Origin of the sequence: Aeromonas dhakensis (genome assembly GCF_000820305.1) — a bacterium.
Classification (GTDB): Bacteria; Pseudomonadota; Gammaproteobacteria; order Enterobacterales; family Aeromonadaceae; genus Aeromonas; species Aeromonas dhakensis.
In genome coordinates this window covers 14,487-36,947 of the sequence record NZ_CDBH01000053.1, presented here as the reverse complement: position 1 = coordinate 36,947, position 22,461 = coordinate 14,487, and the positions used below count along the sequence as shown (strand labels likewise).

Annotated in this window: 21 protein-coding genes; 14 read left to right on the top strand and 7 right to left on the bottom strand. The window is 60.1% G+C overall.

The window, feature by feature from the left end; genetic code table 11:
- The first annotated feature begins 41 nt into the window (after window positions 1-41).
- The 5 genes from fadB (at window position 42) to BN1143_RS15565 (ending at window position 7,180) form a co-directional block, all read left to right on the top strand.
- Entirely contained in the window at window positions 42-2,189 is a 2,148-nt protein-coding gene (gene fadB, locus BN1143_RS15585; protein WP_042051281.1) for a fatty acid oxidation complex subunit alpha FadB, read from the top strand.
- A 21-nt stretch (window positions 2,190-2,210) separates the two neighbouring features.
- The gene (gene fadA / locus BN1143_RS15580; RefSeq protein WP_005307433.1) at window positions 2,211-3,374 is read left to right on the top strand and encodes an acetyl-CoA C-acyltransferase FadA; all 1,164 of its coding nucleotides are present in this window, start codon (window positions 2,211-2,213) and stop codon (window positions 3,372-3,374) included.
- Between the two features lie 342 nt (window positions 3,375-3,716).
- Window positions 3,717-4,439, top strand: a complete 723-nt coding sequence (locus BN1143_RS15575; RefSeq protein ID WP_010635539.1) for a response regulator — start codon at window positions 3,717-3,719, stop codon at window positions 4,437-4,439.
- 52 nt (window positions 4,440-4,491) lie between these two features.
- A complete protein-coding gene (locus tag BN1143_RS15570; RefSeq protein ID WP_005307426.1) occupies window positions 4,492-5,937 on the top strand; it encodes an ATP-binding protein in 1,446 nt (481 codons plus the stop codon).
- Between the two features lie 4 nt (window positions 5,938-5,941).
- Complete coding sequence (locus BN1143_RS15565) at window positions 5,942-7,180, top strand: ABC transporter substrate-binding protein (RefSeq protein WP_042051280.1); 1,239 nt, start codon at window positions 5,942-5,944, stop codon at window positions 7,178-7,180.
- Window positions 7,181-7,252: 72 nt separating this feature from the next.
- Here BN1143_RS15565 and BN1143_RS15560 read toward each other — a convergent pair whose 3' ends face one another.
- Window positions 7,253-7,444 (bottom strand): hypothetical protein, encoded by a 192-nt coding sequence (locus tag BN1143_RS15560; protein WP_005307420.1) that lies wholly within the window; start codon window positions 7,442-7,444, stop codon window positions 7,253-7,255.
- A gap of 171 nt (window positions 7,445-7,615) precedes the next feature.
- Here BN1143_RS15560 and tusA point away from each other — a divergent pair, with 171 nt between their 5' ends.
- Together tusA and BN1143_RS15550 are read left to right on the top strand one after the other, a co-directional pair.
- Window positions 7,616-7,861, top strand: a complete 246-nt coding sequence (gene tusA / locus BN1143_RS15555) for a sulfurtransferase TusA (RefSeq protein ID WP_005307416.1) — start codon at window positions 7,616-7,618, stop codon at window positions 7,859-7,861.
- 21 nt (window positions 7,862-7,882) lie between these two features.
- A complete protein-coding gene (locus BN1143_RS15550; protein ID WP_005307413.1) occupies window positions 7,883-8,230 on the top strand; it encodes a RidA family protein in 348 nt (115 codons plus the stop codon).
- 144 nt (window positions 8,231-8,374) lie between these two features.
- On the opposite strand, the gene BN1143_RS15545 is transcribed toward BN1143_RS15550, so the two are convergent.
- Complete coding sequence (locus BN1143_RS15545) at window positions 8,375-9,031, bottom strand: OmpA family lipoprotein (protein ID WP_017784678.1); 657 nt, start codon at window positions 9,029-9,031, stop codon at window positions 8,375-8,377.
- A gap of 249 nt (window positions 9,032-9,280) precedes the next feature.
- On the opposite strand from BN1143_RS15545, the gene BN1143_RS15540 reads away from it, so the two are divergent.
- Window positions 9,281-11,317, top strand: coding sequence for a bacteriohemerythrin (locus tag BN1143_RS15540; RefSeq protein WP_017784677.1), 2,037 nt, complete (start codon window positions 9,281-9,283; stop codon window positions 11,315-11,317).
- 77 nt (window positions 11,318-11,394) lie between these two features.
- Here the strand turns inward: BN1143_RS15540 and BN1143_RS15535 are convergent, their stop codons facing one another.
- A complete protein-coding gene (locus BN1143_RS15535) occupies window positions 11,395-11,976 on the bottom strand; it encodes a DNA-3-methyladenine glycosylase I (protein WP_017784676.1) in 582 nt (193 codons plus the stop codon).
- 209 nt (window positions 11,977-12,185) lie between these two features.
- On the opposite strand from BN1143_RS15535, the gene glyQ reads away from it, so the two are divergent.
- The gene (gene glyQ / locus BN1143_RS15530; RefSeq protein ID WP_005339464.1) at window positions 12,186-13,109 is read left to right on the top strand and encodes a glycine--tRNA ligase subunit alpha; all 924 of its coding nucleotides are present in this window, start codon (window positions 12,186-12,188) and stop codon (window positions 13,107-13,109) included.
- Window positions 13,110-13,118: 9 nt separating this feature from the next.
- A complete protein-coding gene (glyS, locus tag BN1143_RS15525) occupies window positions 13,119-15,188 on the top strand; it encodes a glycine--tRNA ligase subunit beta (protein WP_042051279.1) in 2,070 nt (689 codons plus the stop codon).
- Between the two features lie 152 nt (window positions 15,189-15,340).
- On the opposite strand, the gene BN1143_RS22060 is transcribed toward glyS, so the two are convergent.
- Both BN1143_RS22060 and BN1143_RS15515 read right to left on the bottom strand, forming a co-directional pair.
- A complete protein-coding gene (locus tag BN1143_RS22060; RefSeq protein ID WP_082038581.1) occupies window positions 15,341-16,003 on the bottom strand; it encodes a DNA-methyltransferase in 663 nt (220 codons plus the stop codon).
- Window positions 16,004-17,045: 1,042 nt separating this feature from the next.
- Window positions 17,046-17,552, bottom strand: coding sequence for a P-loop nucleotide/nucleoside kinase family protein (locus BN1143_RS15515; protein WP_042051277.1), 507 nt, complete (start codon window positions 17,550-17,552; stop codon window positions 17,046-17,048).
- A gap of 567 nt (window positions 17,553-18,119) precedes the next feature.
- On the opposite strand from BN1143_RS15515, the gene BN1143_RS15510 reads away from it, so the two are divergent.
- The 3 genes from BN1143_RS15510 to BN1143_RS15500 all read left to right on the top strand — a co-directional run bounded on the left by BN1143_RS15510 (window position 18,120) and on the right by BN1143_RS15500 (window position 19,778).
- Window positions 18,120-18,500 (top strand): hypothetical protein, encoded by a 381-nt coding sequence (locus BN1143_RS15510; protein WP_005307389.1) that lies wholly within the window; start codon window positions 18,120-18,122, stop codon window positions 18,498-18,500.
- A gap of 280 nt (window positions 18,501-18,780) precedes the next feature.
- Window positions 18,781-19,188, top strand: coding sequence for a hypothetical protein (locus tag BN1143_RS15505; RefSeq protein WP_005307387.1), 408 nt, complete (start codon window positions 18,781-18,783; stop codon window positions 19,186-19,188).
- Between the two features lie 110 nt (window positions 19,189-19,298).
- Window positions 19,299-19,778 carry a DM13 domain-containing protein gene (locus BN1143_RS15500; RefSeq protein ID WP_042051275.1) on the top strand — a complete coding sequence of 160 codons (480 nt, stop codon included), beginning with the start codon at window positions 19,299-19,301 and terminating at the stop codon, window positions 19,776-19,778.
- Window positions 19,779-19,873: 95 nt separating this feature from the next.
- On the opposite strand, the gene BN1143_RS15495 is transcribed toward BN1143_RS15500, so the two are convergent.
- Entirely contained in the window at window positions 19,874-21,412 is a 1,539-nt protein-coding gene (locus tag BN1143_RS15495; protein WP_042051274.1) for an AexT-like T3SS ADP-ribosyltransferase toxin, read from the bottom strand.
- A gap of 198 nt (window positions 21,413-21,610) precedes the next feature.
- Between BN1143_RS15495 and BN1143_RS15490 the strand changes: the two genes are divergently transcribed.
- The gene (locus tag BN1143_RS15490; protein ID WP_005307376.1) at window positions 21,611-21,967 is read left to right on the top strand and encodes a CesT family type III secretion system chaperone; all 357 of its coding nucleotides are present in this window, start codon (window positions 21,611-21,613) and stop codon (window positions 21,965-21,967) included.
- Window positions 21,968-22,089: 122 nt separating this feature from the next.
- Here the strand turns inward: BN1143_RS15490 and BN1143_RS15485 are convergent, their stop codons facing one another.
- On the bottom strand, window positions 22,090-22,389 hold the full coding sequence (locus BN1143_RS15485) for a type II toxin-antitoxin system RelE/ParE family toxin (RefSeq protein ID WP_005307369.1): 300 nt from the start codon (window positions 22,387-22,389) through the stop codon (window positions 22,090-22,092).
- Between the last annotated feature and the right edge of the window lie 72 nt (window positions 22,390-22,461).

Here is a 22,461-nt window from a genome sequence, read left to right as displayed (position 1 = left end):
GAGCACCACCCCCCACCATGTGGGAACAAGGAGACACTCTCATGATCTACCAAGGCGAAACCCTGACGGTCAGCTACCTCGAAGACGGCATTGCCGAGCTGAGGTTCGATGCTCCGGGTTCAGTCAACAAGCTGGATCGCGCTACCCTGCTCTCCCTGAGCGAAGCGATCGCCGCATTACAACAAGAACGTGAACTAAAAGGTCTGATCCTCACCTCCGGCAAAGACGCCTTCATCGTCGGCGCCGACATCACCGAATTCCTAGAACTGTTCGATCTGCCGCAGGAAGATCTGCTCGGCTGGCTGAAAAAGGCCAACGACATCTTCAACGCCATCGAAGATCTGCCGGTGCCGACCCTCAGCGCCATCAAGGGCCACGCCCTGGGCGGCGGCTGCGAGACCATTCTCTCCACCGACTTCCGGCTGGCCGACACCACGGCCAAGATCGGCCTGCCCGAGACCAAGCTCGGCATCATGCCGGGCTTTGGCGGCACCGTCCGTCTGCCGCGAGTGATCGGCGCCGACAACGCGCTGGAGTGGATCACCACCGGCAAGGATTACCGTGCCGATGACGCTCTCAAGGTGGGTGCCATCGATGCCGTGGTCGCCCCGGATGCGCTGCAGGGCGCCGCCGTGCAGATGATCAAGGACGCGATCAAGGGCAAGCTGGACTGGCAGAGCCGCCGCGCCGCCAAGAAGGCCCCGCTCCGTCTCTCCAAACTGGAAGCCATGATGAGCTTCACCACCGCCGCCGGCATGGTTGCCGCCGTGGCGGGTAAACACTATCCGGCACCCATGGCCGCCGTGAAGACGGTGGAAGCCGCCGCCGGCATGGGTCGGGACGAAGCGCTGGCCGCCGAAGCCGCCACCTTCATCAAGCTGGCGAAAACCGACGTGGCCAAGGCGCTGGTCGGCATTTTCCTCAACGATCAGCACATCAAGGCGCTGGCCAAGAAGGCCGCCAAGCAGGCAAACAAGGCCACCGGCCATGCCGCCGTACTGGGTGCCGGCATCATGGGGGGCGGCATCGCCTACCAGTCCGCCAGCAAGGGCATCCCGGCGGTGATGAAGGACATCAACGAGAAGGCGCTGGCACTTGGCATGGGCGAAGCCACCAAGCTGCTCAACGGCCAGCTCGAGCGCGGTCGCATCGACGGCATCAAGATGGGTCAGGTGCTCTCCGCCATCACGCCGACCCTCAGCTATGACAACGTCAAGCATGTGGACGTGGTGGTCGAGGCCGTAGTCGAGAACCCGAAAGTGAAGGCGGCCGTGCTGAGTGAAGTAGAAGGCGTGATCGGCGAAGACGCCGTGCTCGCCAGCAACACCTCCACCATCCCCATCTCCCTGCTGGCCAAGAGCCTGAAGCGCCCCGAGAACTTCTGCGGCATGCACTTCTTCAACCCGGTGCACCGCATGCCGCTGGTGGAGATCATCCGCGGCGAGCAAACCTCGGACGGCACCATCAACCGCGTGGTGGCCTACGCCGCCGCCATGGGCAAGTCCCCTGTGGTGGTCAACGACTGCCCTGGCTTCTTCGTCAACCGCGTGCTGTTCCCCTACTTCTTCGGCTTCAACAAGCTGGTCGCCGATGGCGCCGACTTCGCCGCCGTCGACAAGGTGATGGAGAAGGAATTTGGCTGGCCCATGGGCCCCGCCTACCTGCTGGACGTGGTCGGCATCGACACCGGCCACCATGCCGGTGATGTGATGGCGCAGGGCTTCCCGGCGCGCATGAGCAAGGAAGGCCGTACCGCCATCGACGTGATGTACGAGGCGAGCCGCTTCGGTCAGAAGAACGGCAAGGGCTTCTACGCCTACGAGGCCGACAAGAAGGGCAAGCCGAAGAAGGTGGCCGACGCCGCCAGCTACGAGCTGCTGGCCCCGATTGCCAAGCCGAAACAGGATTTCGACAAGGACGCCATCATCGCCCGCATGATGATCCCGATGATCAACGAGGTGGTGCTCTGTCTGGAAGAGGGCATAGTCGCCACCCCAGCCGAAGCCGACATAGCGCTGGTTTACGGTCTGGGCTTCCCTCCCTTCCGCGGCGGCGTGTTCCGCTATCTGGACACCATTGGTCTGGATCGCTACGTGGCCATGGCCGACCAGTATGCCGACCTGGGCCCGCTCTATCGCGTCAGCGACAAGCTGCGTGAGATGGCCGCCCAGGGCAAAACCTTCTACTGATTGCGGAAAGGAGATCCATTCATGAAAGACGTAGTCATTGTCGACTGTATCCGGACCCCGATGGGCCGGTCCAAGGGCGGCGCCTTCCGCAACGTGCGTGCAGAAGACTTGTCCGCGCACCTGATGAAATCCATCCTGCTGCGCAACCCCAACCTCGACCCGAACGAGATCGAGGACATCTACTGGGGCTGCGTGCAGCAGACCCTGGAGCAGGGCTTCAACATCGCCCGCAACGCCGCCCTGCTGGCTGGCATCCCGAAACAGGTGGGGGCTGTCACCGTCAACCGCCTGTGCGGTTCCTCCATGCAGGCGCTGCACGACGCCTCCCGCGCCATCCAGGTGGGTGACGGCGACATCTTCATCATCGGCGGCGTCGAGCACATGGGCCACGTGCCCATGAGCCACGGGGTGGACTTCCACCCCGGCATGGCCAAGTCGGTGGCGAAAGCCTCCGGCATGATGGGGCTGACCGCCGAGATGCTCGGCAAGCTGCACGGCATCAGCCGTCAGCAGCAGGACGAGTTTGCCGCCCGCTCCCACCGCCGTGCTCACGCCGCCACCGTGGAAGGGCGTTTTGCCAAGGAGATCGTCGGGCTGGAAGGGCACGACGCCAGCGGCGCCCGCTTCTTCTACGACTATGACGAGGTGATCCGCCCCGAGACCACGGTCGACACCCTGAGCCAGCTGCGCCCGGTGTTCGACCCGGTCAACGGCACCGTCACCGCCGGCACCTCTTCGGCCCTGTCCGATGGCGCCGCCGCCATGCTGGTGATGAGTGCGGACCGCGCCAAGGCCCTCGGCCTCACCCCGCGCGCCAAGGTACGTGCCATGGCCATCGCCGGCTGCGACGCCGCCATCATGGGTTACGGCCCGGTGCCGGCCACTCAGAAGGCGCTCAAGCGGGCCGGTCTGACCGTCGGCGACATCGATCTGTTCGAGTTGAACGAGGCGTTTGCCGCCCAGTCCCTCCCCTGCGTGAAGGATCTGGGTCTGCAAGACCTGGTGGACGAGAAGGTGAACCTGAACGGCGGCGCCATCGCCCTGGGTCACCCGCTCGGCTGCTCCGGCGCCCGCATCTCCACCACCCTGATCAATCTGATGGAGGAGAAGGACGCGACCCTGGGTGTGGCCACCATGTGCATCGGCCTGGGTCAGGGCATCGCCACCGTGTTCGAGCGAGTGTAAGTCTATCCCCCGGACTGGTACGCCGGTCCGGGCAGTACCCCGCCAGGGGCCGAATTTTACAATATGGGCCCGCTTCTGCTTCCCGGCGAAGCGGCCCGTATCGCAGGTTTTGGGGCCGGTCAGACTGCCCCGTCATCGAGTCTGTGGAGTGCGCCACACGGGGTGCACTTCTGTCGTCAGCATCTGCGTCTTGGCCGGCCCGTTTGGGTCGGCCTTTTTTATTTGCACGGCAGGATATGGGAGGATATTGCCCATAACCTCACATTAGATGGGGGGCTTGCTTGCTTTTTGCTCCCCCGACAGGTTCAATCTGCACAAAAAAATGGGTGGATGCACATACATATGTCAACGAGCAAACAACTGCTGATCGTCGACGACGACCAAGAGATCCGCGAGCTGCTCAATGAATACCTGACCAGGGCTGGCTTCGAGGTATTGACCGCAGCGGAGGGCAACGAGATGCGCCAGCAGCTCGCCCAGCACAGCCCGGACCTCATCATTCTCGATATCATGATGCCTGGCGACGACGGTTTTACCCTCTGCCAGCAGATCCGTCGCGACTCTCAGGTTCCCATCATCATGCTGACCGCCGCTTCCGACGAGGCGGATCGGGTGATCGGGCTGGAACTCGGTGCCGACGACTACATCGCCAAGCCGTTCAGCCCGCGCGAGCTACAGGCCCGTATCAAGGCGCTGCTGCGCCGCGCCGAATTTCGCCAGCCGGAGAAAGAGAAGGAGCCGAGCCGTCGGCTGCGCTTCGCCGAGTGGACCCTGGATACCCTGAGCCACCAGCTGACTCACGAAGATGGCAGCCTGCTGGATCTCTCCGGCAGCGATGCCATGCTGCTCGGCATGTTCCTGCAGCAGCCAGGCGTGGTGCTGGACCGGGATACCATCTCGGACGCCACTCGCGGTCGCGAGAGCCTGCCGATGGAGCGCGGCATCGACGTACAGATCAGCCGACTGCGCCAGAAGCTGGGTGACAACGGCAAGAGCCCGCGCATCATCAAGACCATTCGCGGCAGCGGCTACATGCTGATCGCCGAGGTGCACGAGATCCCATGATGGCCCGGCAAGGTAGCGACGGCATGCTGATCGACACAAGGCGAGAGATCCCATGAATAGCAGGTGGTTCTGGCGGGTCCTGGTACCCCGCTCCCTGCTGTCGCGGATGCTGCTGCTGTTGCTGCTGGCGATCCTGCTCTCCCAGACCATTCTCACCGGCATCTGGATGCAGCAGATCCAGAAGCGGGAGCTGGAGGGCATGCTCAGCACCACCCGCAACCTGGCACTGTCGGCCGCCTCCACCGTCAACTTCTTCAAGTCCTTGCCGCTGCAGTATCGCCACATCGCGCTGGACCAGCTGCGCAACATGGGCGGCAGCCGCTTCTTCGTCTCCCTGAACGAAGAGGAGATCCACATCAGCGCCATCCCCGACAGCGAGCGCAAGACGCTGGTGCTCAAAGAGGTGCAGGGGGTGCTGACCCGCAAGCTCTCCGACGCCATGGCGATCAAGGTGGACTTCTCGCGGCCAGAGGATCTGCACGTCTTCAACAACGACACCCTGCTGGCAGATCTGCCCTCCTCCTGGGCCCGCTATACCCTGTCGCTGGAGCCGCTCAACCCGCCGGTACTGGTGACCCAGATCGAGATAGAGCCGGGTGAGTGGCTCTATCTGGCGGCCTTGCTCCCGGCCCCCTACATGACGCTGGATGACACCGTCATGCCCAGCAACCAGGTGCGCTTCATCGCCCTGATGACGGTGTTCCTCTGCTTCTTCACCTTCCTGCTGGTGCGCTGGCAGACCCGGCCGCTGCGTCGGCTGGCCAAGGCGGCTGTCAACCTCGGCAAGGACATCGACCAGCCCTCGCTCAAGGAAGAGGGTGCCTCCGAAATCGTGGCGGCCACCCGCGCCTTCAACATCATGCAGCACCGCATCCGCCGCTATATCGACGATAGAGAGCGGCTGTTCAGCTCCATTTCCCACGACCTCAAGACCCCCATCACCCGGTTGCGACTGCGGGTCGAGCTGCTCGATGACGAGCAGCAGATCGCCAAGTTCAACAAGGATCTGGACGAGCTGGAACTGATGGTGAAGGGGGCGCTGCAGACGGTGAAGGACACCGACATCCACGAGAACATCGAGCAGCTCGACATCGACGCCATGCTGGAACAGATGGCGGAGGCCATGAACCTGCACGACGAGCGGCTGACCATCGAGGGCCACTGCAAGCAGCCCTACCGTGGCAAGCCGCTGGCCCTCAAGCGCTGCATCGGCAACCTGGTGGACAACGGCATCAAGTACGGCCAGAAAGTGCGCATCATCATCATGGACGACGAGGAGATGCTGATCCTGTTCATCATGGACGAGGGACCCGGCCTGCCGGAAGATCAGTTCGAACGCATCTTCGAGCCCTACTACCGGCTCAGCACGGATCTGGCCGGCACCGGCCTGGGTCTGGGCATTGCCCGCAACATAGCCCACGCCCACGGCGGCGATCTGGTGCTGGAAAATCGTCCGCAGGGCGGCCTGCAGGCCACCCTCTCCCTACCAAGGCAGTAACCTTATGAAGTGGTTGTCTTTTTCTGTCATCGCCCTGTTGTCTCTGCCGATCGAGGCCTCCCAGGTGGAGGTGCTGCACTGGTGGACGTCCGGCGGCGAGGCCAAGGCGGTGGAGGTGCTCAAGTCCGAATGGACCGAGCAGGGCAACCAGTGGAACGACTTCGCGGTGCAAGGGGGAGGCGGCAAGAGCGCCATGACGGTGCTGAAAAGTCGGGCGCTGGCGGCCAACCCGCCGGAGGCTGCCCACCTCAAGGGGTTCGAGTTGCGGGAGTGGGCCGGACTCGGCTTCCTGCGCGATCTCAGCCCTATGGCCGAGCACCTCGGCTGGTACCCCCAGCTGCCACCCATGGTGCGGGAGACCCTCAGCCAGAACGGCGCCCTGATGGCAGTACCCACCGGCATCCACAGAGTCAACTGGCTGTGGCTCAACCGCAAGATCTTCGAGCGCAACAAGTTGACCCCGCCCACCAGCTGGGCCCAGTTCGTGACCGTGGCCGACCGGCTCAAGGAGAAAGGGATCACCCCGCTCGCCATCGGCAACGAACCCTGGCAGCTGGCGGTGCTGTTCGAAACGGTGGCGCTCGGCGAGGGCGGCAAAGCGTTCTACCGCAAGGCGTTCGTGGAACAGGACAGCGCCACCCTGACCGGTCCCGACATGGTGCGGGTGCTGACCCGCTTCCAGCAGTTGCGCGGCTATGTGCCGGAGAAATACGCCGGCCTGAAGTGGCACCAGGCCACCAACCTGCTGGAGAGCGGCGGCGCCGCCATGCAGGTGATGGGGGACTGGGTAAAGGGCGAGCTGAGCGCCGGCAACTATCGGCCCGGCGAGGATATCGAGTGCCTGCCGAGCCCCGGCAGCCAGGGGCTGTTCAGCTACAACCTCGACTCCATCGCCATGTTCAAGCAGCGGGATCCCGCCCAGCTGCAGGCCCAGGGCGAACTGGCCCAGCTGCTGATGACGCCGCGCTTCCAGCAGGAGTTCAACCGGGTGAAGGGTTCGATCCCGGCGCTGGTCAAACCGGACATGAGCAAGTTCGACCGCTGCGCCGTGCGCTCCTACCAGGATTTCCTGCAGGCGGAGCGAGAGGGCAACCTGCTGCCCAGCATGGCGGAGGGGATGGCGACGCCGACCAACATGCGCCAGGCGATCATGGATGTGCTGAGCAACTTCTTCAACGACCCCAGAGCCAACCCGCAGCTGACCGCCCTGCATCTGGAGCGGGCCATGCGCTCGACCCGCTGACGCTTTTCCCTGCGGCCAGAAACGACAAAGGCGGATGAGATATCCGCCTTTGTCATCGTGAGAGTCTTGGGGTCAGGATTGATCGTTTTCGTCCTCATCCTCGTCGTAGTAATCGCTGAGCTCGATCCAGAGCCCCAGTCCGATCATCACCATGGAACCGAACCAGGTGCCGGTGTTACCGATCGGGCTGCCCATCACTATCATGGCGAAAGACAAGAACCCCATGCCTGCGTAGGCTTGTAATCTGCCGTAGGAGACCTGCATATTCACACCTCCTTGTTGAATATGGTTCAATTTTTATATTACTCATACGGCGGGGTGTGGGTAGGGCCGGATAACACTTTGGTTACATATGCTGTTGACAGCCCAGGTCGTTTGATTATTTTTTCGCCGTGAGTATCATTGGCAGCTGATTTGGTTGAAGGTTGATTATTGATGAGTGCTTTATTCTGCGACGCGACTCACGAGTTGGACGCAATCGGGCTTCGTTGTCCCGAACCTGTCATGATGGTGCGTAAAAAAGTGCGGCTGATGGCTGACGGGGAGACCCTGCTGGTCAGTGCCGACGATCCCTCAACCACCCGCGACATTCCCAGTTTCTGCCGCTTCATGGATCACACCCTGGTCGCCAGCGAGACAGAGCAGGCCCCTTACCGCTATCTGATCCGCAAGGGTCAATGAGCCACACTACCGGAGCAATCCATGCCAGCTATTACCCGAATCGGCACCACCCAGCGTTGGTCTGACGTGGTCATTCACAACGGTACCCTCTACGTGGTGGAAGTGCCCGCCACCGACACCGCCGATATTCACCAGCAGACCCGCGAAGTGCTGACCAGCCTGCAGCGCCTGCTGGAAGCCAATGGCTCCGGCGTAGACAAGATCCTGATGGCCAACATCTATCTCAAGGACATTGCAGACATCGCCGCCTTCAACGAGCAGTGGGATGCCTGGATTCCGGCGGGTACCGCACCGGTGAGAGCCTGTGTACAAGCCCGTCTGGCCCACGAAGGCTACAAGGTAGAAGTGCAGCTGACTGCGGCAGTCTAAGAGGCAATTATCCCCCTCATCCCCGCCCCTTCTCCCGCAAGGGGAGAAGGGGGTAAAAAACAAGGCGCCATTGCTCGCAACGGCCCAATAAAAAGGCCCCGCCATCGCTGGCGGGGCCTTTTTTATGGCTGCGAACCGGGCCGCTTAGGCGGTCGGGGTCAGGGTGATGGTCACCCGACGGTTCTGGGCCTTGCCTTCGGCTGTGCTGTTGGTGGCGACCGGCTGATCCGGGCCCACGCCGCTGGTAGCGATGCGGCTGCCGATCACACCCTGGCCGATCAGCTGGGCGGCGACGGCATCGGCGCGCTGGGCGGAGAGCTTCATGTTCAGCTCGCGGGAGCCGGTGCTGTCGGTGTGACCAACCACGTTCAGGCGGGTCTTGTCGAACTCGGCGACCACCATGGCCACGCCGGACAGGGTGTTGGCACCGGCGGCCTTCAGCTGGGCGCTGGAGCTGTCGAAGGTGACGTTGTTCGGCATGTTGAGGATCAGCTGATCACCGTTGCGGGTCACGCTGACGCCGGTGCCTTGCAGCTTCTCGCGCAGCTTGGCTTCCTGCACGTCCATGTAGTAGCCGATACCACCACCCAAGGCGGCACCGGCGGCCACGCCGGTCAGGATCCCCTTCTTGCGGTCACCCTTGCTGGAGGAGAGCGCACCCACGGCGGCACCCGCAGCGGCGCCCGCCAGTGCGCCCCAGGCGCCCTTGGAGGTTTGGGACTCGCCGGTATAGGGGTTGGTGGTACAGCCGCTCAGGGCGACGGCCAGAGCAACGGCGGGAACGATTGTCTTGAAATGCATGAAAAACCTCTAAAAAAACCGACTCAAATCCAAAGAGGGCGCATTCTACCCCAGAGGTGTGCCAAGGTGTGACGTTATCAGCGTCACGCCCCTCTCTGCCCACGTCCCAGTATCCGCAGGCTGGCTGGATGCCGCCTGAACCGGCAGCCGGAACCAGCCCCCCCCTGACCTATCCCCTTGTTCAACGGACCAAATACGTCTCCATTGGCTACTATTGAATGCACCATCAATAGTGCTCAGGGGTCTCTCATGTCCGCACTGCTTCGCAACGTCTCTATCCGGCACCTGCTGTTGAGTGCCAGCCTCATCATTCTGCTCACCATGGTGCTGGGCGGGCTCTGGCGCAGCAGCCTGACCGCCCGCCTCGGTGAGCTGCCCAACCAGCTCATCCTCAGCGCCAACGAGCAGATCACCCTGCAGGAGCTGCGGTATCACACCACCCAGGTTCAGCAGTTCCTGACCGATGCCGCCGTCTCCGGCGAGATGGACTCCATCGGCGAGGCCGAGCAGCACGCCCAGGCGGCTCGCCAGCTGCTGGAGCGGCTGCCACAATTGCAGGCGCCACTCACCCCGCTGCTGACCCGTCAGCTGGAGATCGGCAAGCGGATGGTGGACATCTATCTGAAAGAGGGGCGCGAGGCTGGCAACCAGCTGATGAAGCAGCCGAACGAAGGCTTCGATGCCCTCACCGACAACATCGCCAGCCAGGTCGCGGCCGTGCTGGAACAGCAACAGCAAGGGTTCAAGCAGCGGGAACAGGATATCCGTGCCCAGAGCCAGACCCTGCAGCGTCAGGACATGCTGCAGCTGGCCGTCAGCCTGACCGTCATCCTGCTGATGTTGCTGCTCATCTACCGCAAGACCGTCGGCCCGCTGCAGCATCTGATGGGCCAGCTGGTCGAGCTGGCCAACCACAGCCACAACCTCACCTTCCGGCTGCACAGCCAGGGCAAGGACGAGTTCGCCTATCTGGCGGAAGTGTTCAACCGCTTCCTCGGCAATATCGACAACCTGATCGGCACGGTACAACTGGTGTCGCGCAAGACCCACGACAAGATGGCGCTGCTGATGGCCCACTCCGGCAGCACCCTCAGCAGCATGCAGCAGGCCCAGCAGAATACCGACATGCTGGCGACCGCCATCAACGAGATGACCGCCACCGTCCACAACATCGAGCACAACACCGAGCAGGCCAGCCAGGACACCCTGCTGACCCAGCAGCAGGCCCACGACGGCCAGCGCCAGGTGAGCCAGACCATCACCCTGATCCGCCAGGTGGCCGACCACATTGAACAGTCCGCCGGGGAAGTCACCCAGCTGGATCAGGAGAGCACCCAGATCGGCAACATACTGCAGGTGATCCGCACCATCTCGGAACAGACCAATCTGCTGGCCCTCAACGCCGCCATCGAGGCGGCCCGGGCCGGCGAGCAGGGCCGCGGTTTCGCGGTGGTGGCCGACGAGGTGCGCCAGCTGGCGACCCGCACCCAGGCCGCCACCGTCGACATTCAGCAGCGTATCGAGGCGCTGCAGCACAACACCCGCCACGCGGTGACCACCATGCACACCACCCGCAACGTGAGCGAACAGGCGGTCAGCCAGGCGGCGGGCACCGGCGAGACCCTGACCGCCATCGTCGAGGCCATCACCCGGGTCAACGACATGAACGGCCACATCGCCACCGCCGCCGGCCAGCAGGCCCAGGTCACCGAAGAGACCAACCGCAATGTGATGGAGGTCGCCAGCATCGCCCGCGAATGCCTGGAGCTGGCGCGCCAGAGCCGCAGCCACACCCGGGACATGAACCAGGCCAACGAGGAGATCGGCCTCATCAGCGATCAGTTCGACGTCAGCAAGGCTGGCTCAGCCACCCAGGATCAGGATCTGCTGCACTGGAACGAGGCCTTCATGGTGCAGGTGCCCAGCATGGACAGCCAGCATCTTGGCCTGTTCGAGGCGATGAACCGGCTCTACCAGGCGGTGCTCGACAAGAGTCCGGCCCAGCTTCGCAAGCAGCGGCTCGACGAGCTGCTCAAGCTCGCCACCCGGCACTTCGCCGACGAGGAGCAGGTGATGGAGCAGGCGGGCTACCCCGAGTTGCGCCGCCACAAAGAGGAACACGCCCGGCTGCTGGCGGAGCTCGATACCCTGATGCAGCGCAACGGCCCGGACGACGAAGAGTTCAACATGGAGCTGCTGGTGTTTCTCAAGAACTGGCTGCTCAACCATATCTCCAAGGTCGACAAACAGTACTCGGGCTCCCTGCGCCAGGCCGGGATCGCCTGACGGCCCCATGACAGGCGCCATGCCGACATGCAGAAGGGAGGCATCAGCCTCCCTTCTCTATTTACCTTGCGCCCGGTTTATTGGCGCGCAGGGCCCTGCTGGCACTCGGCGTGGCAGGGGCAGGTCACCAGATGATCGTTCACCATTCCCACCGCCTGCATGAAGGCGTAGCAGATGGTGCTGCCGACGAAGGTGAAGCCACGTTTCTTGAGCGCCTTGGACATGGCATCCGACTCCGGCGAGGTCGCCGGAATGTCGCCGTTGCCCTGGCGCTGGTTGACGATGGGGGCGCCGCCCACGAAGCCCCACAGATAATCGACAAAGTCGACGCCTTCGGCCTCCAGCGCCAGATAGGCGCGGGCATTTTTGATGATCGACTGCACCTTGAGCCGGTTGCGGATGATGCCGGTGTCCTGCATCAGCCGCTCCACATCCTGCTCGTCGAACTGCGCGATGCGCAGCGGATCGAAGTCGGCATAGGCGCGATGGTAGCTCTCGGTGCGCTTCAGGATGGTGATCCACGACAGCCCCGCCTGCTGGCCGTCGAGGCAGAGCTTGGCAAACAGCTCGCGCGAATCATGGACCGGCCTGCCCCACTGTTTGTCATGGTATTCGATATATTCCGGGTCCTTGGTCACCCAGGCGCAACGCAACTCCATTCCCTCTCTCCTGTCATTTCATCCAATCCCCGGGGTCGATGCCAACCCGGGCGTGGGAGTGCCGACAACCCCTCCCGCCCAGGCCCGGCGCAGCGCCATCACATTAATCCGCTGTAATTTCGCCTATTATCCGACCATGCCAGACGGTATACTCCTTCGGTTCACATTCAGCAAATCTTGCTCTGATTTCATTTCGCGCGAAAAAAATTATGCAAAAATTCGATGTCAAAACCTTTCAGGGCCTGATCCTGCAGCTGCAGGACTATTGGTCCCGCCAGGGCTGTACCATCATTCAGCCGCTGGATATGGAAGTGGGTGCCGGTACTTCTCACCCCATGACCTGCCTGCGCGCCCTGGGCCCCGAGCCCATCGCCTGCGCCTACGTGCAACCGTCCCGCCGTCCGACTGACGGCCGCTACGGTGAAAACCCGAACCGCCTGCAGCACTACTACCAGTTCCAGGTGATCATCAAGCCTTCCCCCGACAACATTCAGGAACTCTATCTGGGCTCCCTGAAAGAGCTGGGCATGGATCCCGAGATCCACGACATCCGCTTCGTGGAAGACAACTGGGAAAACCCGACTCTGGGTGCCTGGGGTCTGGGTTGGGAAGTGTGGCTGAACGGCATGGAAGTGACCCAGTTCACCTACTTCCAGCAGGTTGGCGGCCTCGAGTGCAAGCCGGTCACCGGCGAGATCACCTACGGTCTCGAGCGTCTGGCCATGTACATTCAGGGCGTAGACAGCGTCTACGATCTGGTCTGGTCTGACGGCCCGCTGGGCAAGACCACCTACGGCGACGTGTTCCACCAGAACGAAGTGGAGCAATCCACCTACAACTTCGAACACGCCGATGTGGAGTTCCTGTTCCACTGCTTCGAGCAGTACGAGAAGGAAGCCCAGAACCTGCTGGCGCTGGAAAAACCGCTGCCGCTGCCTGCCTACGAGCGCATCCTCAAGGCCGCTCACTCCTTCAACCTGCTGGATGCCCGCAAGGCCATCTCGGTCACCGAGCGTCAGCGCTACATCCTGCGCATTCGCACCCTGACCAAGGCCGTGGCAGAGGCATACTACGCCTCCCGCGAAGCGCTGGGCTTCCCTATGTGTCAGCGCAGTGAGAACAAGCAAGGTTAAGGAACGGACATGGCACAACATACATTTCTGGTAGAGATCGGTACTGCTGAGCTGCCGCCCAAAGCCCTGCGCTCCCTGGCCGAAGCCTTTGCCGACAACTTCAAAGCCGAGCTGACCAAGGCCGATCTGGCCTTTGGCGACGTCGAGTGGTTTGCCTCCCCGCGCCGTCTGGCGCTGAAGGTACACGCGCTGGCCGGCGAGCAGCCGAGCAAGAGCGTCGAGAAGCGCGGCCCGGCCGTAGCTCAGGCGTTCGATGCCGAAGGCAAGCCGACCAAGGCCGCCGAAGGCTGGGCCCGTGGCAACGGCATCACCGTTGAGCAGGCCGAGCGTCTGGTCACCGACAAGGGCGAGTGGCTGGTTCACACCGCCAAGGTCGAAGGCCGTCCGGCCAAAGAGTTGTTGGGCGAACTGGTTGCCTCTGCTCTGGCCAAGCTGCCGATCCCGAAAATGATGCGCTGGGGCGACAAAACCATCCAGTTCGTGCGTCCGGTCTTCACCGTGACCCTGCTGCTGGATGGGGATCTGGTGCCCGCCCACATTCTGGGTATCGACTCTGCCCGCACCCTTCGCGGTCACCGCTTCATGGGCGAGAGCGAATTCACCATCGACAATGCCAGCCAGTACCCGCAGATCCTGCAGGAGCGCGGCATGGTGATTGCCGACTTCATGGCGCGTAAGGCCAAGATCAAGGCTGACGCCGAAGCGGCCGCGGCCGCCTTCGGTGGCGTGGCCGATCTGGACGACGACCTGCTGGAAGAAGTCACCGCACTGGTCGAGTGGCCTGTGGTGCTGACCGCCAACTTCGAAGAGAAGTTCCTGGCCGTGCCGGCCGAGGCGCTGGTGCACACCATGAAGGGTGACCAGAAGTACTTCCCGGTCTACGACAAGAACGGCAAGCTGCTGCCGAAGTTCATCTTCGTCACCAACATCGAGTCCAAAGACCCGAGCCAGATCATCAGCGGCAACGAGAAGGTGGTTCGCCCCCGTCTCTCTGACGCCGAGTTCTTCTTCAAGACCGACCTCAAGCAGACTCTGGCCTCCCGCCTGCCGCGCCTGGAAACCGTGCTGTTCCAGCAACAGCTGGGCACCGTCAAGGCCAAGGTCGAGCGCATCGAGACCGTCGCCGGCTTTATCGCCGAGCGTATCGGCGCCGACGTGGCTCAGGCCAAGCGTGCCGGTCTGCTCTCCAAGTGTGACCTGATGACCAACATGGTCGGCGAGTTCACCGACACCCAGGGTGTCATGGGGATGCACTACGCCCGTCATGATGGCGAAGACGAAGCGGTGGCCGTGGCCCTCAACGAGCAGTACATGCCGCGCTTTGCCGGCGATGCCCTGCCGTCCGGTCTGGTTGCCTGCGCCGTCGCGCTGGCCGACAAGTTCGACACCCTGGCCGGTATCTTCGGCATCGGCATGCTGCCGAAGGGTGACAAGGACCCGTTCGCCCTGCGTCGCGCCGCCATCGGTGCCCTGCGCATCATGACCGAGAAGCAGCTGGATCTGGATCTGGTTGAACTGGTTGAAGAAGCGGTACGCGTCTACGGTGACAAGCTGACCAACAAAACCGTCGTTACCGACGTGGTCGACTTTATGCTGGGCCGCTTCCGTGCCGCCTATCAGGACGAAGGCATCGGTGCCGACGTGGTGCTGGCCGTACTGGCCCGCCGCCCGACCCGCCCGCTCGACTTCGATCGTCGCGTCAAGGCTGTCAGCCACTTCCGCACCCTGGATGCCGCTCTGGCACTGGCTGCCGCCAACAAGCGCGTGAGCAACATTCTGGCCAAGGTCGAAGGCGAGTTGCCGACTGCCGTCAAACCGGAACTGCTGGTCGATGCCGCCGAGAAGGCGCTGGCCACCCAGGTTGCCGAACTGCAAGCCGAACTGGCCCCGCTGTTCGCTGCCGGTGACTATCAGGCTGCCCTCACCCGTCTGGCCGCCCTGCGCGAGCCGGTCGACACCTTCTTCAACGAGGTGATGGTGATGGCCGACGACGAGGCTCTCAAGGCCAACCGTCTGGCACTGCTGAACAACCTGCGCAACCTGTTCCTGCAAGTGGCAGATATCTCCCTGCTGCAGTGATTCTGGTTGGGTGATTGATATAAAAAACGGCGCTGTTAAGGCGCCGTTTTTTCACTTCAAAAAAAGAATTACTATAAAATATATAAAAACAGATCTCACCCATGTTTACTAGATAACTTTTAACTCATGATGCTTCCGATAAAAATACGTCATCAATCACTATTTAATCGTTTCATAAAATATTCATGAGCAGCACTTGATATATCAGTTCCAAGTGCATTTCTATTTAAATTATTGGCAGCTAATATAGTAGATCCAGAACCAAAAAATGGGTCAACAACCGTCTCATTTTCTATTGAGCTCTGCATGATTAGTTTCTCTATCAAAGCAACCGGCTTTTCTGTCGGATAACCACGAAAAACTCTTTTTTCATTTAAAATATCAGGAATTGATAAATCATTTAGCTTGCGCTTACCTTTCTCAAAAAACAAAATGAATTCATATTTTGCTCTGTAATGATATCCCATGCCAATAGTACATTTATCCCATACTATTGGCTTCCAAAACTTAAAACCTATGTTTTCTGCTATAGGTTTAACATAAAACATGGTTTCTTGATCACAAAACAAATAAAAATGACTATTTTTTTTAAGAACCCGATATATTTGCTCAAAAAGCATTTCAAATCGATCATTTGGAAAAATTTCAAACCATTGATTACTAGATGATTTACTGCTTTTTAATCGAGTCGTGGTTCCTATTGAGCGATGTTTCTCTAGAGATTCATAAGGAGGATCTGTAATGACTAAGTCTACGCTTTCATCTTGTAAGCTTGATAACCAAGTCACCGCATCAAGTGATGATAGTGTAATCAATTGTTTTTACTCTAAACAGGAAAGTCTCCATCATAAATGGAGACTTCATTTTATGCGAGCAATAACATTATCTATTATATGCTTTCCTGCACCCTTCACAGTCGCTTTGATCTCGACGTTCATTAGTGGTTCTTGTACTATATGATCCGAAAGAATAGCTACGCTCACATGATGGGCACCTTTTAAAAACAATCCCATTCTTTATATAGTGCAGATTAGTAACACGCAAGCCTCTTCCGTCATTTTCGATAGATGAGTCATACCCACTAACTATTAAACCATTACCCCTTCCATCTTCAAACAAATAGTTTTTCTCTAGATGCCAAACTTCAAGTACATTTACTTTAAAAAAATCCCCCTCCTCATCTCGCAATATGATTTGGTGGTCTAACTTTATTGGAAAGGTTAAAGCCATAAATCCTCACTAAAATTACTTTGACGTAACAAAATGGTAGCTTTTAAATTTTTTACTCGTCACTCCTAGACACTACCGAATAATAGAGCCGCCACAAAAAGGATCTCATTGAATCTTTCCTGTTTCAAGTGAATGGCCATGGAACTGCTATAGCAATCACAAAACTGTTAGCCTATAGGTTCGATTAGCCGTCAGGCGTAATCGGACGTTCGCGTAAATGGATTCTCCCGCCATAACGGCCAGCCTAATTCCACCCTCCGGTTGGCCGACACTGTTACACGGCAACAACCGCAATCAAGGCCTCTCGTTCGTCCGATTACGCTGCGCTAATCGAACCTACAGAAAGCGGTGGCTTGCGGGGTATGCCGGTCGGTGCCGAACATCGAGAAGCCCAACATTGACCTTGGGTTGGCATAACGCCCCTCATCCCCAACCCTTCTCCCGCAAGGGGAGAAGGGGGTACCCGTAGGTTCGATTAGCCGTCAGGCGTAATCGGACGTTCGCGTAAATGGGCTCTCCCGCCATAACGGCCAGCCGAATTTCCCCCTCCGGCTGGCCAACCCCGACTCACGGCAACAACCGCAATCAAAGCCTCTCGTTCGTTCGATGACGTTGCGCTAATCGAACCTACGATTCCTGTGCCAACGCGGCGACAATCTTTTCCACGCTCTGGGCGACCGACAGGGTGGCGCTATCCAGCACCAGACGCTCACTCTCCCAGAGTTGATAGTCGCGATCGATCACCGCCTGCCAATCCGGCAATGCCAGCCCCTCGATATCCACCGTCCGGTTTTCGACCCGCTCGCGGTACAGCTTCGGATTGGAGCAGACCACCTCGACATCGAGACAGGGCACCCCGACCGAGCGGGCGATGTCGTGGTAAGCATCCCGAGTGAGCTGGATGGGGTTAACGGAATCCGTGATGACGGTCGAGCCAAGTGTCAGGTTTTCTCTGGCCAACCCATAGGCAACGAAATAACCGGCGGGTCCCATCTCGTTATCCGCCTGCTCAGCGGCACGAATGGCCTGCTCTATGGTATCGATGCGCAGGTAGACGGCCCTCAACCGCCGGGCCAGGGCCCGTGCTATGGTGCTTTTCCCGCTGCCCGGCAAACCACTGAAGATGATCAGCATGTTCCATTCCCTTGATAAAAGAAGAATCCGAGCCATAGGGTATCGGATTGCCATCGCACCCACAGCGTCTTAGTTCAGGGCTGCACGGGATATGCCCGCCAGTGGCTTCTCTTGCTCGACAGCCATCATCGAATACGCGTGAATATAAGCCTGCCTCTCTACCGATCATCCAAATTCATATGCAGGCTGGCTGATGGATAGCAATAACCACAAAAGATATTTGGTACGCCCCATTTCTTCTTGTTGTGCCTCATTAATGAAGCTGTTATTTATGCCAAGACATACCTAAAAATAAACAACGCAGCATTAAAATGGCGTTATTTTATATATCTAGTCATCTTTCATATCACCGTGATGATGAAAAATTATGACATCCACATTCAAAAGCAAACCGTTTAAAATCAATTACTTACTTTCAATTTAAAATAAAAAACCCAAACAATGCACTTGCAAAGTAATATATGAAATCAATATCAGACTTATCAGAATTAAATAGGCATGGCCTTTTCAACCTCTCCATTTTAATTTCCGCCATTCACCTGAAACACACAGATGGAGATGTGTAGAATGATCATAAAAAAGCAGTTCGTTATGTTGGCCGCCTTGTCCACCCTGATGTGCTCTACCAGTGCCTTGGCCACTTACCGGGTCGACGTGCAGTGTCTTGACCAGGTCATGTTGACCGATGTCCATGCCGGTTATATCAAATCGGCCAGTGGCGGCCCCGACGCGGGCAATGCGGTGGTCATCTCATGGGAAAAGAATTATGAGCAGGGCAGCACGAGCTTCCATGTCTTCAAGAACCTGAATGATTACCCCGGCAGGGGCATGTTCGAGATGGCCTTGCTGGCGCTGGAACGCGGCCTGCCGGTCAGCGCCTGGGGCAATGATGCCCAGTGCTCCGGCGGGATTCATCAGCTGAAGATCACCCGCAGCTTCAACCCCTAATCCTGCCGGCCTACCGGCGTACAGGCTGGTGCAATAAATGGAGTGAACACCAAGCCGGGCCAGTCAGCTGCGCCCGGCTTAAACAACCCGCGCGACCGTCGCTTGCCTTGCGCTGCAACATGCGAGGATAGGGTCGCCAGGTATCTCCCCCGTTCACGCCACATCTGCCCCATCGACACATCTGACCCGACCACCACCCGGATAGCCAGTCCGCCGATTTAGTCATATCTTGTCAGGGCGGCTCTGCCAGGGTGACAGGGCCCCTTCACGAGGTGCAACGATGAAACGAGCAATTCAGGCCGCCCTGCTGGCCGTCACCATGGCCGCCGCCGGTGCGCAGGCCGCCGACAAGATCACCACGGTCCCGGTGCAGTTTGCCAAGGGGGCCCACAGCGCCCAGCTCAAGGGCAGCTTCGCGGGCTACGACACCATCCATTACACCCTGGTGGCCAAGGCGGGCCAGACCATGACGGTCAAGATTGGCGGCAGCAGCAACGCCAACTTCAACGTCTTCGCCCCCGGTGCCCAACCCGGTCAGGCCGAGGCTCTGGGCCGCAATGATGGCGATGGCCAGTGGCAAGGCGCCCTGCCCGCCTCCGGCAAGTACCTGATCCAGGTCTATCAGATGCGCGCCTCCGCCCGCCGTGGCGAGCAGGTCCCCCACACCCTGTCGGTCAGCATCCAGTAAGCCCCACCAACGCGATGCCCGAGCAACCACCGTCATGCCCCTCCTGGGCTGGGCATGACGGCGGCCTGCTGGTAGGGTGGAGCCATCAATTAATCAACGACCGAGACACTATGCAACGCAAGACCCTGACCCTGCTGCTGGCCAGCCATCTGCTGGTGGGCGCCGCCGGCTTTGCGGCCGGCATCTATGCCCTGCCGATCCTGATCGCCCCGCCCGCCCCCGCCAACGAGCAGGTTGCCGCCCGGCAGGCTCAGGCCAGCTTTCACGGCACCTTTCGCCGGGATCTGCAAGACAGCGACCGGCTGCACTGGGGTGAGGGGCAGGTCAGCATAGGGCCCGATGCCATCAGCCTGATGGGCAGGCTGGCGCCGGGCCCCGACTACCAGCTCTACCTGTCGCCCACCTTCGTCGAGACCGAGGCCGACTTTGCCCGCCTGAAGGAGAAGATGGTGAAGATCGGGCCGGTGAAGACTTTCGACAACTTTATCGTCCCCCTGCCTGCCGATGTAAACCCGGCCGACTACGACAGCGTGATCATCTGGTGCGAGACCTTCGGCCAGTTCATCACCGCCGCCCGCTACCGGCAGTAACTTTACAACCGGCTCATTCTCCATAAAAAAACGGACACCAGAAGGTGTCCGTTTTAACGCCATGAATTTTGCCTTACGGGTAACGAGCAAGCTTGTTACAGATAGTCGGCCCCGACACCGATATGGGCCAGAGCCGCCAGCTCCAGCGGAGTCAGCTGGCTGACGGAGTCGATCATGGTCGGCTCACCGCGTGCTGACTCGGGCAGCTGAAGGCGTGCCTTGAGTTCGTCGGTCAAGCTGCCCACCAGATTGCCCATACGGGTCAAGCGGGAGACCAACACGGCTTCCGGGCTGCTCTCGCTGTCGGCAAAGGTCGAGACCTGCGCCACCGCGAAGTCGCAGACGGCCTTGGTTCGGTCACCAAAATCCCCCTCCAGCTGTTGCAGCACCTGTCGCGCCGCACTGTCATCAAGACGGGCCAGTTCTGCCTTCATGTGGCCGGTGTCAAAGCGCAGTCGCGCCCCTGCATCGAGTCGATCTTCCGGCTTGCCGGCGGTCTGATCTGCCCATGTCTGGTCGGTCTGACCTGCAAACTGCATCAGACCGCCCAGCACCAACCGCTGGTTGGGACGCGCCGAGGCAAAACTGTCGAGTGCATTGCCCAGAGAAGCGCCATTGGCATCGCTGCCGCTCGCAAGAGAGAGCGCCAATGTACGCAGGATCTGCAGATCACCTCGGGTTTGCAGCTTGGCCATATGGGAGCCATTGATGGAGCCATCGGCAATGTGCTGGTGCAAGGCATTGAGATCATCACTGCTCAGGGTAACCTCGGTCGAAGCCTGATCCCGCAGCAGATAGCTGGCCTGGTAGCTGATGAGCTCCAGCGCCTGCTTGTAACCGGTGACCTCGGTCTGGCGCGCCATGGCGACGGTTTCACGGGTGGCAGGCTTGGCCTCACCATGTGGGACCGCCACGACCTCGGCACTGGTGGCAGCTGGCAATGGTTCACCGGCAACTTCGGCCTTGACCGCGCGTTGCAGGTCGGCCACTTCCACCATCACGGCGCGCAGCTGGCTCATTGCCTCTTGTAACTGCTCCGGAGTCGCGTTGGCGATCAACTCCGTCACCTTGCCACCCACAGTCCCCCATTGCTGGAGCGGGATGCCGGCGATGGGACGTTCAAGCAACCCGGCCGCCAAGGTTTGGCTCTCCTGCCGCATGGAGCCATCCTTGATCCCGTTCAGTGAGGTTGCCAGCGAGCGCAGAGCGCCATTGCCGGTCGCCAGCCGGGCATGTTCCTGCCCCAACTGCTGTGCATCTATGTTATTGAGCTCGTTCGCCTTATCGAGGCCGCCCAGGGTAAAGGGCAATGCCTTTTGCAGCAGCAGACGCTTTTGATCGGCCAGGGAGAGGCTGTCTGCAGGTGGGGCTGAGTGGGCGGGTGCCTCGGTACGGGCCCCCAGCAGATTGCCGATCCACTCTTTCAGCGCCACAAACGGACGGGCTAACTGAGCCCCCAAACGAGACAGCAGCCCCTGTCCTTTTTGCGGTTCACTGCGGTTGCCCAGCTGAAGGGCATCCTGGCTGGTTGCAACCTGACGAGCCTCCAGCTGGCCCAGTCGGCCAACCTCCGCTGTAGCGTCATTGTGCTGGGCGACGGCCTGCAAGCCGCTGGTATGTGTTTGAATCTGCATGGCGTTTATCTTCTCGTGATGTGTCGTGGCCAGTCTAGGAGAGGCGGTGGGTGCGGACTATCGCGAGTGGTCGGGATTTTTGCACTGAACGCGGCACACCGCCCCACCAGCCGGAAAGCTAAAAAAACAGAGCCACCATTAACAGTGTCGTCACCGGTGAGCTGCTCTAATTGCCCCATCACCAACTTGGAGCCCTCGATGAACCCTCTTTATCACGCAGCCCTCCATCAGCTGTTTCTTTCCCTCTCTCTCCCCATGCCAGCACAGGAAGAGAGCGTCACCAGCCTGCAGATCGGCGAGCATACCTACCACCTGACCGAACACCCGGCCAACTACCTGCTGATGTTTACCCGCCTGGAAGCCGCCACCAGCGCACAAGCCGCAGCCCAGAACCTGTTTAGCCAGGACCCCTGCAAACCGGTTCTGGCATTCGATCCGGATAGCCTGACCCCGGTACTCTGGAGTCGTCAGCCACTACAACAACTCGATCGCGGCCAGATCCATCATCAGCTGGAGCAGTTGGTACATGCCGCCCGCGAGATTGGCCAGATCTGACTCGCCCACAGCAATGCCGCATGACCCACTGCTGACCACGCCACCCACAGCCCGGCTGTGCGGCGGCTGAAAGCCAATAAAAAAGGCGCCATCAGGCGCCTTTTTGCACGCAACCAGACCACTCAGCCCGGCGGAAAATGGCCACCAATGCTGATTACGCTGACCTGCTGCAGGGTGCTGTTGATGGTAAAGGCGACCCTGTGCTCCTGACTGAGGCGGATCGTGTAGATCCCCTTGTGCTTGCCGCCCAGCTGTTCGTAGTGCATGTCACCCACCTTGTCGGCGGCGTTCTTGGGGTCCGTGCCTCGCACTATCTCCCGTCGCCACTCGTGGTACTTGCTCATTGCCGACGCCGTCACGGCTACGTGCTTGTCCTTGTTGTAGAGGATGCGAGGTTGGGAATCATCGATAGTCCATGCCATAGCCAGCTCCTATTTTTGGCTCCAAAAAGAACCAAACTATAGTGCACACCAGCCAGCCGGCCAGCCCGCCCA

Bases quoted from the DNA above. Each gene is read 5' to 3' on its own strand.
- BN1143_RS15495 (WP_042051274.1), bottom strand. From the start codon at position 21,412: ATGCAGATTCAAACACATACCAGCGGCTTGCAGGCCGTCGCCCAGCAC.
- BN1143_RS15500 (WP_042051275.1), top strand. From the start codon at position 19,299: ATGCAACGCAAGACCCTGACCCTGCTGCTGGCCAGCCATCTGCTGGTG.
- BN1143_RS15535 (WP_017784676.1), bottom strand. From the start codon at position 11,976: ATGGAGTTGCGTTGCGCCTGGGTGACCAAGGACCCGGAATATATCGAA.
- BN1143_RS15485 (WP_005307369.1), bottom strand. From the start codon at position 22,389: ATGGCATGGACTATCGATGATTCCCAACCTCGCATCCTCTACAACAAG.
- fadB (WP_042051281.1), top strand. From the start codon at position 42: ATGATCTACCAAGGCGAAACCCTGACGGTCAGCTACCTCGAAGACGGC.
- fadA (WP_005307433.1), top strand. From the start codon at position 2,211: ATGAAAGACGTAGTCATTGTCGACTGTATCCGGACCCCGATGGGCCGG.
- BN1143_RS15570 (WP_005307426.1), top strand. From the start codon at position 4,492: ATGAATAGCAGGTGGTTCTGGCGGGTCCTGGTACCCCGCTCCCTGCTG.
- BN1143_RS15510 (WP_005307389.1), top strand. From the start codon at position 18,120: ATGATCATAAAAAAGCAGTTCGTTATGTTGGCCGCCTTGTCCACCCTG.
- BN1143_RS15490 (WP_005307376.1), top strand. From the start codon at position 21,611: ATGAACCCTCTTTATCACGCAGCCCTCCATCAGCTGTTTCTTTCCCTC.
- BN1143_RS15575 (WP_010635539.1), top strand. From the start codon at position 3,717: ATGTCAACGAGCAAACAACTGCTGATCGTCGACGACGACCAAGAGATC.
- glyS (WP_042051279.1), top strand. From the start codon at position 13,119: ATGGCACAACATACATTTCTGGTAGAGATCGGTACTGCTGAGCTGCCG.
- BN1143_RS15565 (WP_042051280.1), top strand. From the start codon at position 5,942: ATGAAGTGGTTGTCTTTTTCTGTCATCGCCCTGTTGTCTCTGCCGATC.
- tusA (WP_005307416.1), top strand. From the start codon at position 7,616: ATGAGTGCTTTATTCTGCGACGCGACTCACGAGTTGGACGCAATCGGG.
- BN1143_RS15545 (WP_017784678.1), bottom strand. From the start codon at position 9,031: ATGCATTTCAAGACAATCGTTCCCGCCGTTGCTCTGGCCGTCGCCCTG.
- BN1143_RS15540 (WP_017784677.1), top strand. From the start codon at position 9,281: ATGTCCGCACTGCTTCGCAACGTCTCTATCCGGCACCTGCTGTTGAGT.
- BN1143_RS15550 (WP_005307413.1), top strand. From the start codon at position 7,883: ATGCCAGCTATTACCCGAATCGGCACCACCCAGCGTTGGTCTGACGTG.
- BN1143_RS15515 (WP_042051277.1), bottom strand. From the start codon at position 17,552: ATGCTGATCATCTTCAGTGGTTTGCCGGGCAGCGGGAAAAGCACCATA.
- BN1143_RS15560 (WP_005307420.1), bottom strand. From the start codon at position 7,444: ATGCAGGTCTCCTACGGCAGATTACAAGCCTACGCAGGCATGGGGTTC.
- BN1143_RS15505 (WP_005307387.1), top strand. From the start codon at position 18,781: ATGAAACGAGCAATTCAGGCCGCCCTGCTGGCCGTCACCATGGCCGCC.
- glyQ (WP_005339464.1), top strand. From the start codon at position 12,186: ATGCAAAAATTCGATGTCAAAACCTTTCAGGGCCTGATCCTGCAGCTG.